We start from the raw sequence: 16,184 nt of genomic DNA, 5'->3' as shown, positions 1-16,184 counted from the left end.
TCCTCGGAGCAGTCCAGACACCTCGAGACTCCTGCAGGAGGCCGGCTAAGAACGGTCACGTCCTGTGACCAACGCCGGCATTAGAACTTCCTGTTCGTCGAAAGGCATAGGTGAGCCCCCGCAGGACGGCAGCCTGAGGAGGCTCACCAGCCGCCTGCGGAAAGCGAGAGGTGTCTGGACTGCGGACTTCCAATAGAAAGTTGCGCTTACGCCGAATGAAAGTAATCATTATGAAAGATATACTTAGCTTGTGCAGGTTGTGAAATTGGAGTCATTACTATAAAGGATAAGCTTAGCAATGAATGCCGTCCAATTATCCGCTTATAAAGAAGAATCCGATTTGCTACTACCGAAAGATTAAAGTAAGATGAGAGAAGGAAAAGGAAAAGAAATGGGGAAACATCATGACTAAACTATCCATCTATGGATTAACATTTAAGCAATTGGAAGATTGGCTGATTGAAAACGGCGAGAAGCGTTTTCGAGCAAATCAAGTATGGGACTGGGTCTACAAGAAAAGAGTAAACCAGTTTTCCGACATGTCCAATGTCAATCAATCGACAATTCAATTATTGGAAGAAAATTATTGCCTTACCACATTAAAAGAAGAAGTTAAACAAGAATCTAAAGATGGAACGGTTAAATATCTCTTTAAGCTTGCGGACGGGAACGTGATTGAAACAGTGCTCATGCGGTTTGATTACGGTCTTTCCGTCTGTGTGACGACACAGGTCGGTTGTAATATTGGCTGTTCCTTCTGTGCAAGTGGATTGCTCCGGAAGAGCCGAGATTTAACAGGTGGCGAGATCGTGGAGCAAATCATGCATGTTCAGAAGAATTTAGATTTGAAAGGGAAGAACGAGCGGGTCAGTCATATCGTTGTCATGGGAATTGGTGAACCGTTAGATAACTTTAATAATTTAATGGACTTCCTTTACATTGTAAACGATGATAAGGGCTTGAATATCGGCGCCCGTCATATTACCGTATCAACAAGTGGTCTTGCCCATAGGATTTACGAGTTTGCCGATACAGGAATCCAAGTGAATCTTGCAATCTCCTTGCACGCTCCAAATAATGAACTACGCACGCAAATTATGAAAATTAACCGAGCATTCCCGATCGAGAAGCTCATGCTGGCGGTTAATTATTATTTGAAGAAGACAAATCGCCGAATAACATACGAATATATTATGCTGCAAGGTGTCAATGATCGCAAGAAAGAAGCGAGAGAACTCGTCAAGCTTCTTTACAATCACCGTCATTTAGCCTATGTGAACTTGATTCCATATAATAAGGTCGATGAACATATCCAGTATGAAAGAAGTCATGTTGATGCAATCCAGGAATTCCACCAAACATTGAAAGCAGGCGGAATCAATAGTGGTGTTCGCTGGGAAAATGGTGCAGATATCGATGCGGCATGTGGTCAATTAAGAAGTAAGCAAATCGTGAAAACAAGGAAAACAAAAGCGGTTTAATCTGAGGTTAATCTAGGGAAAGGATTATAAAACAGATGAATGGTTACTTAGCGCAGTATGAAGCAAAGAAGACAACAGCGGAGGGGATTGCCCAGCAAGTTAAATCAGGCTGGGTCTGTGGATCTGATATCGGTCTATCCACACCACCTGGGATTATTGCAGCGCTCGATCAGTATATAAAGGAAGAGAACTTGACCGGCATTTATTATCATACACTTTTAGACTGGCTGCCAATGGGTGCTTATAGGGAAGAGTATCCTGGGATAACGGGGGTTTCCTGGTTTTCAGGTAGTTTTGCCAGAAAGGCGGTTAATCAAGGGATTGCTGATGTCATGCCAGCTTATTTCCGCGATATGCCGTCTTTAATTGAAGCACAAGAGCGGGTCGATGCGATTTTTCTTGTGGTTGCTCCAATGGATAAGAATGGAAATTTTAGTACTGGGCCTTCCGCTTCTCTTAGTGAAGCTTTACTTAAGAAGGCAAAGCGCATCTATTTAGAAGTGAATCAATATATACCGCGTTCGGTAACTGGACCGAGTGTTCATATTTCTGAAGTGGAAGCATTGTGTGAGAATCATGTTAATCTGCCTGATTATCCACGTTCTAAGCTGGATGAAGTGAGTAAGCAGATTGCAAGCTTTATTGCTGAAGAGATTCCAGACGAGTCTGTTATTCAATTCGGAATTGGAGCTATTCCGGATGCGGTTGGTCAAGTCCTACGGGAGAAAAAGGATCTCGGTATCCATACGGAAATACTAACGGAAAGTATGGTTGAATTAATTGAAGCAGGCGCAGTCACAAATGAGAAGAAAACATTGCACCGCGGACAGACCGTTACTTCCTTTGCCTTTGGCTCGAAGCGAGTGTATGATTTTATCCATGAAAACGAAGCGGTTACGATGCTGCCAATCCAATATATTAACGATCCGAGCATTATTAGACAGATTCCGAATTTCATGTCGATCAACTCAGGCCTTGAAATAGATTTCTTTGGACAAGTTTGTGCGGAATCGCTTGGAACAATGCATTTCTCAGGAACGGGCGGGCAGGTTGATTTTGTCCGTGGGGCTGTTCTATCTCCCGGAGGAAAAAGTTTTCTTGCTTTTCCCTCCACAGCAAGAGGCGGAACGGTAAGCAGAATTAAATCCATTCTCTCACCAGGTTCGATTGTAACGACGAGTAAGAATGATGTTAATTACATCGCTACAGAGTATGGAATCACAAACTTACGTGGAAAAACACTCGGTCAACGTACCAAGGCATTAATTGGGTTAGCTCATCCGAAATTCCGAGATAAACTATTATTCGAAGCAAAAAAACGAAATATTATTATATAAAGTGAAACTTCATTCAGTAGGGGTTTCCTTACCTCCCCCACTGAATGTTAGTTGAACAGAATCAGGGATTTACGGACTGTATATCCCCACCTTCACATATTGTTTTCCCTCATGTTTAGAAGTGGGGATATTACAGACCGTTAATCCGTGATAAAAAACAGCCGGGCGCAACTGGTTGTTTTTATTTTACTTTACTTTACTTCTGCATTGGAAACATTGCTTTCGAACCGACCACAGAGCGGCTCATTGCGTATGCCATTTTTTGAAATAACCTGGTTTTTTCCAAGCCCTTTTGCTTTGTAAAGTAGGTCATCTGCTTGAACATAGCCCTGCTTAATATCTATCTTCTCTAAGGTAGTGAAATAATACATGCCAAAGGAAGCTGTACAGCTGATGAAAATCTCTTCAGAACGGTATTTCGTAACAATCTGAAGCAGTTCGATTTCATGTTGGATGGCCTTTATTAATGCCTCGCATTCACGAAAGGATCTATTTCGCAAAATGATGGTAAACTCTTCTCCGCCACTCCGAAACAAATAGTCACTTTCCCCAAGCAAACTCTTCAGGCGTTTTGCAACATGATGGATGACATAATCCCCGACTGTATGATTATACGTATCATTGATCTGCTTGAAATTATCAATATCACAAACAGCAATACCAATCGTTTCATCTGAGCCGTTCAATTCATTCATCACCTTATTCATATACGTGCGGTTATGGAGCTTTGTTAGGAAGTCGGTGTAAGCCATTTGCTCAAAACGGTCCCGTTCCATCTTATGTTGAATACTTTGTGATTTAAGTACAGCAGCACGGCTAGATAAATAATTTAAAAGGAAGAGGGCGAGCATTAATTCCCAGCGTCCTTCCGTAATGAAAATAAACAGAAGTCCGTTTGAGATTGCTTTTTGGAGCGAGTCTGCTTTACTTCTTGCTTTAATAAAATTAATGCTGTCCACACGGGTCTGCATATCTCCCATACTATAAAATACCCCGAGAAGCAGTACGGAAGAAAGCATATCGATCAGAAATACAATTAAAATAAGCAGAATCCAAAAACCGAATAATGGTATTTGATCGAAGTACGGAAAAAGCCAATAATACAAGTAAAATCCGAGCGAATGAAGAATGGTCGGCGCTCCAATATTATAAAATGTATGTAAAAATTCATCTTCATCAGCCGTATCTGTTTTCTTCCGGTAAAGAAAAACATAAAATCGGTTGATTACTTCAAATAAGAAAAGCCCGAGCGGCCCAGCTGCAAGTCCGAATGACAGACCATATGAGACGCTATAATCAATATTGACCCGACCGGTTTTAACAATTGTTTTTAAATGCGAGTAAAAAGTAGTGAATAGTAAGTAAATTACAAGTAACTGGATGTATAATGTTATATCAATATGAATTGGTCCGGAAAATATCGCTATTCCAAATGAAACGAAAAAAACGAATAAAATATAAGCTTTCAATCGTTTTGTCATCCCTATTTTCCCCTTCCCACTACAATAGAAAGAAATGAGCCCAAATCCCTAGTACTTAAATATCATACCATAAAAATCTAAATTGGGACAGGGGGTCAGAGCATTTGTCCCGCACGAAGTGGGACAAATGCTCTGACCCCCTGTCCCGGAACTATTAACAGAATTTTTTTAAAAAAGTCTATCTTAAATACAGAAAATATGGTAAAATCGCTCTATGCATTATTACTTTAACGCGTTAATACACATAGGGGGAAAAGTAGATGAGAAAGCTAGTTTTGTTATTATTTACAATTGGAATCTTGCTTCTTGCGGCTTGTGGTTCCGATGATACGCAGTCATCAGAAGGTAATGAGAATGAAAATACGGATGGGGAAGTATACAAAATAGGCGCAACGCAAATTGCTGAGCACCCATCACTTGATGCTGCATATGAAGGGTTCCAGCAAGCACTCGAGGATGCTGGGCTGAATGTAGAATATGACTTCAAAACTGCGCAAAACGATCAGAATAACGTAAAACCGATTTCCGACGGTTTTGTTGCGGATGAAGTGGATCTTATCTTTGCAAACTCTACACCAAGTGCACTAGGTGCATTACAAGCAACGAGTGAGATTCCAGTCCTTTTTACATCGGTGACAGATGCTGTTGAGGCAAAGCTTGTTGAGTCGATGGAAGAGCCAGGAGGTAATGTAACGGGGGTAGTAGACTTGCACCCAGAGGGGATCCAATCAACAGTGCAGTTTATTGCCGATTATTTTCCTGGTGCAGGGATTGGGATGATCTATAATGCCGGGGAGCAAAACTCCGTAACTCAAGTGAACACAGTGAAGGAAGTGGCGGAAGGAACCGATCTTACGGTTGTTGAACGTACTGTGGCTAATACAGCAGAAGTGCAACAAGCCGCAGTTACGTTAGTGGAGGATGTGGATGTGTTTTATATTATTACAGATAACACGGTAGTTTCAGCGTTCGATAGTGTTGTGAGTGTTGCTAATGAACATAGCATCCCGCTCATTGTCGGAGAACCAGACTCCCTTGCTAAAGGCGGCTTCGCAACATACGGAATAGATTATCATACGATAGGTTACCGCACAGGTGAAATGGCTGTTGATATTTTAACTAATGATAAATCACCAAGTGAAATCCCGGTAGAATATCCTGCAGAAATGCAACTGTTCATAAATAAGGAAGCAGCTGAAGCACAAAACGTCGAATGGCATTCCGATTGGGATGAAGATGCACAATTTACCACGGATTAACGGTCTATAAAATCCCCACCTCTAAACATGAGGAAAGTCCAAGATGGGAAGGTGGGGGATAAACAGTCCGTACATCCCTGATTCTGTTCAACTAACATTCAGTGGGGAAGGTAAGGAAACCCCCACTGAATGAGGTTTCACTTAATGGAGTAAAAACAGGGGATAAGTCGCTAGCATTGGCGGCTTATCTTCTTACTATATCGAAAGAAGTCAGCAGGGGGAGTACAAATTATGTTTATTTCAATGTTTGGCGCAGTAGAATCAGGGATTATTTATGCAATAATGGCACTTGGTGTCTATTTGACATTCCGGGTTCTTGATTTCCCTGATCTAACCGTTGATGGGAGCTTTGTCACAGGTGCTGCTGTGGCTGCACTAGCCATCATTAATGGAGTTCCACCAATTATCGCTACGATTCTTGCTGGTATTGCAGGTTTTCTTGCGGGCACCCTAACAGGATTACTGCATACAAAAGGAAAAGTGAATGCTCTTTTAGCAGGGATTCTCATGATGACAGCTTTATATTCGATCAACCTTCGTATTCTCGGTCAACCGACCTTATCCCTCCATATGGAATCAACTATTTTCGACCAATTGGGAAGTGTATGGGGAACTTCGATTGATAACAGCCTAAATGGTATGTTAGGTATCTTCGGAATTGACCGGCCGCCAAGTACATGGGCAATTTTAATTGTTATGCTCCTTGTGACGGTTGTTATTAAACTAGTTACCGACTATTTCCTGAAGACAGAGGTCGGACTCGCAATCCGGGCGATTGGAGATAATAAGCGGATGATTCGTAGTTTGTCTGCGAACACAGATAACTTGACGATTCTCGGAGTTGCCTTATCCAATGGGCTAGTCGCACTTTCTGGCGGGTTAATTGCCCAGCTTGGTGGATTCGCTGATGTTGGAATGGGAATCGGAATGATTGTTATCGGTCTTGCCTCTGTCATTATTGGAGAAGCGCTTTTCGGCACGAAGACAATTTCCAGAGCAACCCTCGCAGTTATTGGAGGAGCGGTCATTTACCGAATAATTGTGACACTTGCATTACGATTTGATTTTCTCGAGACAGGCGATATGAAGCTCATTACAGCGATTATCGTTATTATTGCGCTTATTTCACCGAAGATTCTCCAGGCCCAGCGCGAGAAGAAGCGCCGAATTGAAAAGCGACGGGCTTTAGAGCAAGATATCAAGGAGGTTGGTTAAGTAATGCTTGATGTGAAAAATATTTCCGTCGTCTTTAATGAAGGGACAGTTGATGAAAAGAAGGCATTAAACAATATTAACATAAGCTTGGAAAAAGGGGATTTCGTCACTGTTATCGGCAGTAATGGGGCGGGGAAATCCACACTCATGAACGTTATTGCCGGCCAACTTTTACCTGATGTTGGAGATGTGCTCATTAACGGAAAACAGGTCGTCCACCTTTCAGAGTACAAACGCTCCCGTTTTATCGGCAGGGTTTTCCAGGATCCGATGGCGGGGACGGCACCATCCATGACGATTGAGGAAAATTTAGCGATGGCCTATTCAAGAAATAAGAAACGAAAATTAACCTTTGGTGTTACGAAACATCGCAAGAAAATGTTCAAAGAATACTTGCAGACATTGAATCTTGGTTTGGAAGATCGTCTGACAGCAAAAGTCGGGTTGCTGTCAGGTGGAGAACGGCAGGCGCTATCTCTTCTCATGACAACTTTTACCGACCCAGATATTCTCTTGCTTGATGAACATACGGCAGCCCTTGACCCATCCAGGGCGGAGTTAATTACGGATCTTACGAAAAAAGTCGTGGCGGATGCGGGGCTTACGACATTGATGGTGACCCATAACATGCAACAAGCCCTTGACCTCGGAAACCGGTTAGTCATGATGGATAAAGGACAAATTATTTTTGAAGCAAGTGGGATTGATAAGCAGAGATTGACTGTAGAAGATCTCTTGCATGAATTCCAGCGGATTCGCAAGGTACAATTCGAGGATGACCGTGTCGTTTTAGGGTAAACAAGTTGTCAAGTAATCTTCATTTATCCCTATTCCAGTATGATTGTTACCATGCTAAAATGAGGGTATAAGATTTTATTTATACCGTAGGAGTGGAAAAAATGATGAAAAAAATGACAATGATTATCCTTCTACTTGCGGGTCTTATCTTGGCTGCATGCAACGCGGAAGAAGAGGGATCGGGAACCGAAGAAGCATCACTTGATATTGAACAATTAGTCCATGAATACAGTACTGGTACGTTTAAGGATGTCTCCGCATCAATCACCTCTAATGAGTTGATTGTGACAAATGAGAATAATGAAGAAGAAATCTATGACCTTCCTGAAGATAAATTCTTCCTATCGATCGCACCATTTGAAGAAGTAACCCATCCTTGCTTCGATCATAGCTTAACCGGGTGTCAGGGCGAGATGGTAAAAGAAGCATTTGCAGTAGAAATTACGGATAGCGAGGGCAGCATCGTCGTCAATGAAACAATGGAAACGATGGACAATGGATTTATTGATCTCTGGTTGCCGCGTAACGATGAATATGAAGTGAAAATATCGCATGAAGGTAAAACAGCAGAAGAAGTTCTATCCACTTATGAAGGTGATGGAACGTGTGTTACAACGATGCAATTGCTTTGAACCTCTCACGATTGAAATCACGAGTGTTCTTGGTTTGTTTATAAAAAAGACCTACCAATCAAGAAGAATGGCAGGTCTTTTAATAACTTTTTAGATAACGCCCTGAGCTATCATTGCATCGGCAACCTTCTTAAATCCGGCAATGTTTGCACCTTGGATTAAGTTCGTGGCACTATCGAATTGTTCGGTTGCATCTACACAATTTTCATAAATGTTCATCATAATATCTTGGAGGCGTTCATCAACTTCTTCAAATGTCCATTTGAGTCGCATACTGTTTTGCGCCATTTCCAGCTGGGAAACAGCCACTCCACCAGCATTTGTAGCTTTGGCCGGTCCGAACGTTACACCGTTTTCGAGGAATACGTTCGTTGCTTTTAGTGTGCAAGGCATGTTTGCTCCTTCTGCAACTGCGATGACGCCGTTTTTGACAAGTTCAATCGCATCTTCTTCATCCAGTTCGTTCTGAGTTGCACAAGGTAAGGCAACGTCACAAGGGACACTCCAAATACCTTTACAGTTCTCATGGAACGTTGTATCTGGGTCGAATTCCAGATAATCGCTAACTCTGCCTTTATCAACTTGCTTAATCCTTTTAAGTACTTCAACGACAATACCATTTTTATTATAAATGTAGCCGGAAGTATCACTGCAAGCAACAACTTTCGCACCAAGCTGGCTCGCTTTTTCCATCGCATAAATCGATACATTACCGGAACCGGAAACGACGACGGAACTTCCGCTAATGTTGTGGCCGATATCTCTCAGCATTTCTTTCAAGAAATAAATCGTTCCATAACCAGTTGCTTCGGTTCTTCCGAGACTGCCACCATAAACGGGGGCTTTTCCAGTAATTACTCCAGCCTCATAAGCACCGCGTATTCGTTTATATTGGCCAAACATATAACCAATTTCCTTTGCCCCGACTCCGAGGTCGCCGGCAGGAACGTCAATGTCAGGTCCGATATATCTGGCGAGCTCGGTCATATAGCTTTGACAAAAGCGCATGATTTCATTATCCGACTTTCCTTTTGGATCGAAGTCAGCCCCGCCTTTAGCCCCGCCAATTGGTTGGCCGGTTAGTGAGTTTTTAAATGTTTGTTCAAATCCTAAGAATTTTACGATACTCAAGTTAACACTTGGGTCAAAGCGGATACCACCTTTGAAAGGCCCGATAGCACTATTGAATTGTACCCGATACCCACGGTTTACTTGGGTTTTTCCGTTGTCATCCACCCATGTGACGCGAAAAGAAATAACGCGTTCGGGTTCAACGATTTGTTCGAGGATACCCAAATCCATGTAATGAGGTTCTTTTTCTAATAGAGGGAGAATCGATTGGAGGAAGACAGCAACAGCTTGGTGGAACTCAGGTTCATTCGGATCACGTTTCACAACCGAACGATAAATTTCATCGAGATATGCGGATACTTTTTTATTCTCAGTATCTAGTTGGTTACTGATTGTGTTCATATATTTGCCAATCCTCCTTATGTCTGTACGTATAACTATATTTCAATTTTACCTTTTTATATCTATCTAAACAATATAAATAATAGATATAATCAATGCCGATATGAGATAATAAGCATAGGAGGGCTGAAATACATGGAACTAAGACAGATTAAATACTTTATTGAAGTAGCGAAAAGAGAACATGTAACCGATGCCGCAAATCATCTGCATGTTGCCCAGTCTGCGGTTAGCCGGCAGATTGCGAAGCTTGAAGAAGAACTTGGGGTTAGTTTATTTATCCGTGAAGGAAGAAATGTCCGGCTCACTCCAATTGGAGAAATTTTCTTAAAGCATATGGAGCAGGCGATCCATGTGATTGAAGATGCGGAACAAGTCATTCATGAATATACCGACCCCGAGAAGGGAACGATCCATATCGGCTTCGTCAGTACGTTGGCATTGTATATTTTGCCGACATTGATCTCTGCCTTTCGCAGGAATTACCCGGAAGTTAAATTTAAATTAGTTCAAGGTAATTATTATGAATTAAAAAACTATGTACTGAAAGGGAAGACGAATATGGCATTACTTGCGCCGGTGCCAATGGATGAAACCCGCTTACAGGGGAAGGTGCTGTCAACGGAAAAAGTCGTCGCCTTATTACCCCTGAATCATCCAAAAGCAAATCAACGTGCGTTACAGCTCACGGATCTGCGTGATGAATCTTTTATCATGTTCCCGGAAGGCTTTATCTTAAGACGTATTCTCGTCCAGGCTTGTGAACAAGTTGGTTTTACACCTAATGTTACGTCTGAAGGGGATGATATTGATGCACTCAAGGGGCTCGTCTCGGCAGGTCTAGGCATTTCCCTTGTTCCGGAAAGCACCCTCGTCGACAATCAACCGCGGGCAACAGTCCGAATTCCATTGATTGATCCAGTCGTTACCCGCACGGTTGGGATGATCATTCCTGCCGATCGAGAATTACTACCGACGGAGAAAATCTTTTATGAATTTGTCGTTGATTTCTTCAGCCGTTTAGAACAGTTTAAGCAATAATGGTTACGTTATTAATTCAGTGATTCCATATTAAGCAATTCCCCGGTTTCAGCATCAATCGCGAGTTCGGAATCGACTTTTCCACAGAGTTTATACTGCTCACTTTCTTTATCATAGACATAGACCGGGGTAAGTTCAATCGCTCTATATAGCTTTTCAAACGCTTCTTCTATTGTTATTTCTGCTGGAGAAGCTTTCTCGAAGTGTTTGAATGTTTCAAGCAATAGATCATTGTCGACATGATTTACTGGCTCGAACGTCTGTCCATCTAGTATGATTGTGAGTTTCCGGTTGATAATCCGGGTTTCCTCTTTTACAGGTTTTAATACAGCAAATAGATAAGCTTTTTCCCTATGGATTAATGTGATTTTCCATTTTCCGGATGCTTCCGGCTGGATGGATTGCAAATAGTCTCGCGTTTGCTTTACTGCAATCTCCACATCATCTGAAGTCAGTGGTTTAGTTTGTTCTTTATTTTCGGCAACCGCTTCTTCCTCTGTTACTTCCGTGCTAAGGTCGATATCTCGCTTTTGGAAAGACTTTTCTATCGGCTTCTTCCACTGCAACACTTCATGTAAAGGAACAAAAGCAGGGTCAATTGTTTCCACGGCCTCATAAGGAAGAACTTGTTTCCCGTCATTCGTAATAAAGCAACTAGCTAAGGCATATATCTTTTTCCATTTCTCTTCATCAACGATTGGAACTTCAAGCAGTTGGAATTGTTTCTTTAGTATATCTTTCGTTCCTGCTTTGGTTAAGGCGAATGTTTCAGCGTGAATTCTGTCTGCGGGCGGGAAGTTCCCATCGATTGCATAAAGGCTGAGTTTACCTTCCTCATTGAATTCCAATGTAATAAGACCGGCGGGGAAGACGGGTATGTCGTCTGTTGTGGCAAGAAAGGTGAGGCGAGTTTCAACGGTTTCCGCTAATTGGAACTGTCGACCATACTTCAGCCCGGTTTCTTTTTCCACCCATTTAATGGCCGCTTCAACATCGTCGCTCTCAGGTAGCCCTGCTTCGATTTCATTAACACCCTTTACAAACCCAATATTCCTCAATTCATTCGTATGGAAATCGACATCAATGCTAATCGTGCCTGGAGGATTTAATCCATGCCCTTCACTTTGCGAGCCGTTTGGAAACCATTCCATGTTAAGAATAAAAACAGTTTCTTTTCTCGGATTCTTTTCTTTGAAAAATTGATATTGCTTCAAATAGTAATTGTTTAAATTGAACTTCTCTTGAGTCTTATCGATAAGTTCGCCAACTTTTTCGTTCATACCTTTTCCTCCATAACAATGGCGCTGAAGCCGGACGTGGCTAGCCCTGGATACTTAAGTTAAGAAATCCCTTCAGCCGAAAATGGTGAAGGGATTTGTTTTTTAATGAAAATAGTTTAGTAATCCTTGTGCAATCGATTCAGCAACTGTCTGCTGGTAATCGGCAGTTTGAATCACGGATAAATCATACGGATTTGTAATGAATCCTAGCTCAAGTAAAATGGCTGGTGCATCCGTATTGCGCAACACTTTATAACCTGTCTGTCCCAGTCCTCGATTCGTTAAAGGAACAGTAGAACTAAGATTTGAATGAACATGCTTCCCTAACTGATACCCCGCATCACTATAATAGAACGTATTAATTCCTTGTACGGAAACGATAGGGAACGAATTGTAGTGGATACTGATGAAAGCATCCGTGTCATAGGCATTGCTCAAATTTGCTCGCTCATCCAATGATAAATAATAATCCGACGTCCGTGTTTCGATTACGGTTGCCCCGTAATTTCGCAGCACTTGCGCAATTGTATTAGTCGTTTGGTGGACGAGGTCTTTCTCGTGTACCCCGCTAAGACCAATTGCACCAGGGTCTTTCCCGCCATGCCCGGCATCCAACACAATGTTAAAACCGGAAAGGGAGCCGTTTGCTGAAGATTGAACTTGTTCCGTACTGGCACTTGCAACTTGTGTGGTTCCCGTTTCTGTTGCAGTCTCACTTGTGCTTGCCATGTTTGCTGTTTGCGTGCCGGAAGAACTTGTTAGCCAAGCAGCAATCCAGCCTGTATCTCCGTTAGGCAGCTTAATATTTATCCAATCCCCGGAAGCGGAAATCGTATTAAATGTTTCTCCTTGTACTGACCCGGCAATGACTGCATGATCCAGACTTGGACCAGAGCGGATATTCACACTCGGTGCCGTAACGGTAATCTGGCCGGCGGTTGTTGACTCAGACGCTTTTGTTGTGGCGGCTTGATCAGAACTTGCTGTGGTGACCGCAGAGTCAGTAGGAATTAAATGATGTTTCGCGACCCAGGCGGTGCTTCCACCATAATACGTCTGCACCCAGCCATATTGTTCCCCAAAGGCCGTGAGCTTATCCCCTTTATTTAGTAGCCCGATAATCGTTGCATCACCTGCAGGATCTTCACGAACATGGAGTATGTTAGCCCCGACTTCATAGGTTTGTCCACTTGCTGCTTCCATTTTTTCCGCATGAATAAAGAAAGTAAGTAACACTATTACGATAAAGCTAATCTTGAGGTTCTTCATAAATGCCTCCTTCTACTTTTGGAAAAAATTAGATTAATAGTTTTATAATAATATGAATGAAAATAGTAAACAAGGGAATAAGAGAAATAAATCAAGAATGATAATAAAGGACTATTCAGAAAAGATAGGAGAAAGGTCCGCGAAAACTAATTAACCAAATGAACGTAACTGCCGATTACTCCATCCAGCGTTTAGTTGGGCATGGCCTTAGTCTCGACTGCGGACCTCCAGAAGAAAGTTGCACTTATGCTGAATGAAGGTGATTCATAACTTTTCTAGGATTTTTTGAGACTAGGTTCTTACATAAAAAAGGAGCGCATCCATTTAGCGGATGCGCTCTGTGCATGCTTATGCTTATTAATCCCAAACTTCGCTTGCGATAATTAAACTAACACATACTCCTATACCCAAGGCTATAACATACATTAACATACTTATTACCCCCTACAAGTGAATACTATTATACTAGTATTATAGTATATTTCTAGATTAAATGGAAAAAGTACTTCACGCTTTTAACCATTTCCAAATTTCTCCAGGAGTTGCATTCTTCCCATACATAAGAATTCCGACTTTGAAGATCTTACCAGCAAGTCGAATAAATACAAGGACACTGACAATGATAATTACAAGTGAAATACTAATCTCAAGCCACGGCCAAACATCGAGCATCGTGAGTCGGAGCAGTAATACACCTGGTGCCGTGAATGGAATATAGGTACCGATTTGTGCCATTAAGCCAGAAGGATCCCCAACGACCGGACCGATGAAAATAAATGGCAAGAACGGAAGCATCATGACGATCCCTTGGAAATTTCCTGAAGTCGTCACATCTTCAATCGTAGCCCCAATTCCGACAAAGATTGCTGCGAACATTAAGTAGTTTAAGACGGCAAGGAGTACGAATAGAAGAGTCTCTGTGACGAACAGATACTCAAATAGCGGAACATCGGTAAGAAACAGGATCATTGGCACTAAAAATACAAGCAATACAGCGGCCTGCACAAGTCCAAGGACGAAATAACCGATAATTTTCCCTTGCATCAATTCCTCAGGAGTGACGGAAGAGAGAATGATTTCAGCAATTTTATCTTTTTTCTCCTGGGATGCACTTTGGAACATTGCCATCCCGGTAAAAAGGATCGAAATGAAAATAATTCCTCCAAAGGCCGCTGGGACGATTCCTGCTAGGAAATCTTCACCGGATGCCTCGTCTTCAAGAGCTTCGTCGTTCGTCATTTCTTCTGCATCCATTTCGGCAAACTGAATCCCGCGAGAGACAGCAAGCGATTGCTCTTCCGTTAACCCGAGCGCTTCCATCTGATGGGCGAGGATTGGTCCTTGGAACATTGCCAGTTGACTTGAAAAGAATGGATCGACATCTTCCGCGATATACACTGGAACGACACCTTCATTTAAAGCAGCTTCATTTAAGAAAATATAGGCGGTATCCTCCGCACCATCTAACTCAGCTGCAACGTCGCCAATCTCCACATTCGTTTCCTCTATAGACCATTCCAGCCCACTTTCAGAAGCATATTGTGTAAGTTCATCAATGATACCAATCTCATCGTTAATAAAAACAGTCATCTCATCTTCATATGAGCCATCGTCTGAACTGCCTCCAATCCAGCTGCCAATCAAGCCGAAGCCGACGATTAATAGGGGAGTAAGGAATAACCCGATTAGAAAGGTTTTATTTTTCATATTTCGCTTGATTTCCCACTTCGCAACTTTCATTGCATTACGCATGGATTTCACCTTCTTCCGACATTAAGCGTTTATCTGTAGCGATATCAATAAAGATTTCATGGAGAGATACTCGGTCAATCGCCAGCTCCTGTATCGTAACATCGTCTGGCAGTTGTTTCAGCCAACGGTTTGGATTAACATCCTTCGTTAAGTAAAGAATGGCTACATCGCCGTCCTGTTCGATATTTTCGACTTCAGGAATCGTTTCGAGTGTACCTCTTTCATTGCTTCCGCGAATGGTACATTTGAAATTCGCATATTCTTGTTTTACATCATAGAGTGACCCATAAATGACCTTCTCTCCTCGCTGAATCATAAACAAACGGTCACACATTTCTTCGACCAGGTTCATTTGATGGGAAGAAAGTAAAATAGCGGTGCCATTATCCCGGAGACTCCGAATTTCATCTTTGAAAATCTCCTGACTCACTGGATCAAGACCGGAGAAAGGTTCATCAAGGATTAATAATTCGGGTTCATGGATGACTGCGCCGATAAATTGTACCTTCTGGCCCATTCCTTTTGATAATTCTTCCATCTTGACATTTTCTTTACCTTCCAAGTCAAACTTTTTCAAGTAATCAAGAATCCGTTTCTTTGCCTTGTCCAAGGGGTAACTTTTTAAATCAGCAAGGTAAAGCAAGATGTCCATCACTTTCACATTTTTGTACAAGCCCCGTTCTTCGGGAAGGTAGCCAATTTTGTTTTGCGGTATCCCTTTTCCTTGGTGGTTATGGAACGTGACGGTTCCTTCATCAGGATACATGATTCCCATAATATTACGGATGGTTGTTGATTTCCCTGCTCCGTTCGGCCCAAGGATGGCCATTATTTCACCCTTATTTACTTCGAAGGATATGTTTTTTAAAACTTGTTTGTCTTTAAAGGATTTATTAAGTCCTTTTACTTCCAACATCGTTTCCATACAGGTATAGACTCCTTTCCAATATAAAAATATGTATGCTTCGCCGTAGTAGGTTATACGGATGGAATAGATAAAAGTTTCATAATGGCGCACTTTTTAAAAAATTCTTCTTAGCAAAGTAACTTACTTGCTTTCATTCAGCGTAAGTGCAACTTTCATCTGGAGGTTCGCAGTCCAGACACCTCTCGCTTTCCGCGGGCGGCTGGTGAGCCTCCTCGCACGCTTTGCGCGCTGCGGGGTT

The 16,184-nt window shown here is 42.1% G+C and carries 13 protein-coding genes; 7 read left to right on the top strand and 6 right to left on the bottom strand.

All coding sequences use genetic code 11. From position 1 onward, the window contains the following. The first annotated feature begins 404 nt into the window (after nt 1–404). Together rlmN and IEX94_RS02200 are read left to right on the top strand one after the other, a co-directional pair. Nucleotides 405–1,481: a dual-specificity RNA methyltransferase RlmN gene (gene rlmN / locus IEX94_RS02205; RefSeq protein ID WP_188855852.1), complete on the top strand. Its 1,077-nt coding sequence runs from the start codon at nt 405–407 to the stop codon at nt 1,479–1,481. Nucleotides 1,482–1,516: 35 nt separating this feature from the next. Further along, a complete protein-coding gene (locus IEX94_RS02200; protein WP_188855851.1) occupies nt 1,517–2,818 on the top strand; it encodes an acetyl-CoA hydrolase/transferase family protein in 1,302 nt (433 codons plus the stop codon). 191 nt (nt 2,819–3,009) lie between these two features. Here IEX94_RS02200 and IEX94_RS02195 read toward each other — a convergent pair whose 3' ends face one another. Then, nucleotides 3,010–4,299, bottom strand: coding sequence for a GGDEF domain-containing protein (locus tag IEX94_RS02195; RefSeq protein WP_188855850.1), 1,290 nt, complete (start codon nt 4,297–4,299; stop codon nt 3,010–3,012). Between the two features lie 260 nt (nt 4,300–4,559). Here IEX94_RS02195 and IEX94_RS02190 point away from each other — a divergent pair, with 260 nt between their 5' ends. From IEX94_RS02190 to IEX94_RS02175, 4 genes are all read left to right on the top strand, one after another. Continuing rightward, complete coding sequence (locus IEX94_RS02190; protein ID WP_188855849.1) at nt 4,560–5,558, top strand: ABC transporter substrate-binding protein; 999 nt, start codon at nt 4,560–4,562, stop codon at nt 5,556–5,558. A gap of 231 nt (nt 5,559–5,789) precedes the next feature. Further along, nucleotides 5,790–6,773, top strand: coding sequence for an ABC transporter permease (locus IEX94_RS02185; RefSeq protein ID WP_188855848.1), 984 nt, complete (start codon nt 5,790–5,792; stop codon nt 6,771–6,773). Nucleotides 6,774–6,776: 3 nt separating this feature from the next. Further along, complete coding sequence (locus tag IEX94_RS02180) at nt 6,777–7,571, top strand: ABC transporter ATP-binding protein (RefSeq protein ID WP_188855847.1); 795 nt, start codon at nt 6,777–6,779, stop codon at nt 7,569–7,571. 104 nt (nt 7,572–7,675) lie between these two features. Next, nucleotides 7,676–8,203 (top strand): CueP family metal-binding protein, encoded by a 528-nt coding sequence (locus tag IEX94_RS02175; protein WP_188855924.1) that lies wholly within the window; start codon nt 7,676–7,678, stop codon nt 8,201–8,203. A 90-nt stretch (nt 8,204–8,293) separates the two neighbouring features. Here the strand turns inward: IEX94_RS02175 and gdhA are convergent, their stop codons facing one another. Next, complete coding sequence (gene gdhA / locus IEX94_RS02170) at nt 8,294–9,676, bottom strand: NADP-specific glutamate dehydrogenase (RefSeq protein ID WP_188855846.1); 1,383 nt, start codon at nt 9,674–9,676, stop codon at nt 8,294–8,296. A 135-nt stretch (nt 9,677–9,811) separates the two neighbouring features. Between gdhA and gltC the strand changes: the two genes are divergently transcribed. Continuing rightward, nucleotides 9,812–10,717, top strand: a complete 906-nt coding sequence (gene gltC / locus IEX94_RS02165; protein ID WP_188855845.1) for a glutamate biosynthesis transcriptional regulator GltC — start codon at nt 9,812–9,814, stop codon at nt 10,715–10,717. An 11-nt stretch (nt 10,718–10,728) separates the two neighbouring features. Here gltC and IEX94_RS02160 read toward each other — a convergent pair whose 3' ends face one another. The 4 genes from IEX94_RS02160 to IEX94_RS02145 form a co-directional block, all read right to left on the bottom strand. Then, a complete protein-coding gene (locus IEX94_RS02160; RefSeq protein ID WP_188855844.1) occupies nt 10,729–11,997 on the bottom strand; it encodes a hypothetical protein in 1,269 nt (422 codons plus the stop codon). A 102-nt stretch (nt 11,998–12,099) separates the two neighbouring features. Further along, nucleotides 12,100–13,266, bottom strand: coding sequence for an N-acetylmuramoyl-L-alanine amidase family protein (locus IEX94_RS02155; RefSeq protein ID WP_188855843.1), 1,167 nt, complete (start codon nt 13,264–13,266; stop codon nt 12,100–12,102). A 507-nt stretch (nt 13,267–13,773) separates the two neighbouring features. After that, nucleotides 13,774–15,018, bottom strand: a complete 1,245-nt coding sequence (locus tag IEX94_RS02150; RefSeq protein ID WP_188855842.1) for an ABC transporter permease — start codon at nt 15,016–15,018, stop codon at nt 13,774–13,776. Then, complete coding sequence (locus IEX94_RS02145; protein ID WP_188855841.1) at nt 15,011–15,943, bottom strand: ABC transporter ATP-binding protein; 933 nt, start codon at nt 15,941–15,943, stop codon at nt 15,011–15,013. Before IEX94_RS02145 ends, IEX94_RS02150 begins: the two co-directional genes overlap by 8 nt. Nucleotides 15,944–16,184 lie beyond the last annotated feature (241 nt).

Origin of the sequence: Oceanobacillus indicireducens (assembly GCF_014647195.1) — a bacterium.
Taxonomy (GTDB): Bacteria; Bacillota; Bacilli; order Bacillales; family Amphibacillaceae; genus Oceanobacillus; species Oceanobacillus indicireducens.
Note: the sequence above shows the minus strand (reverse complement) of the source record. Positions and strands in the feature narration are given on the sequence as shown.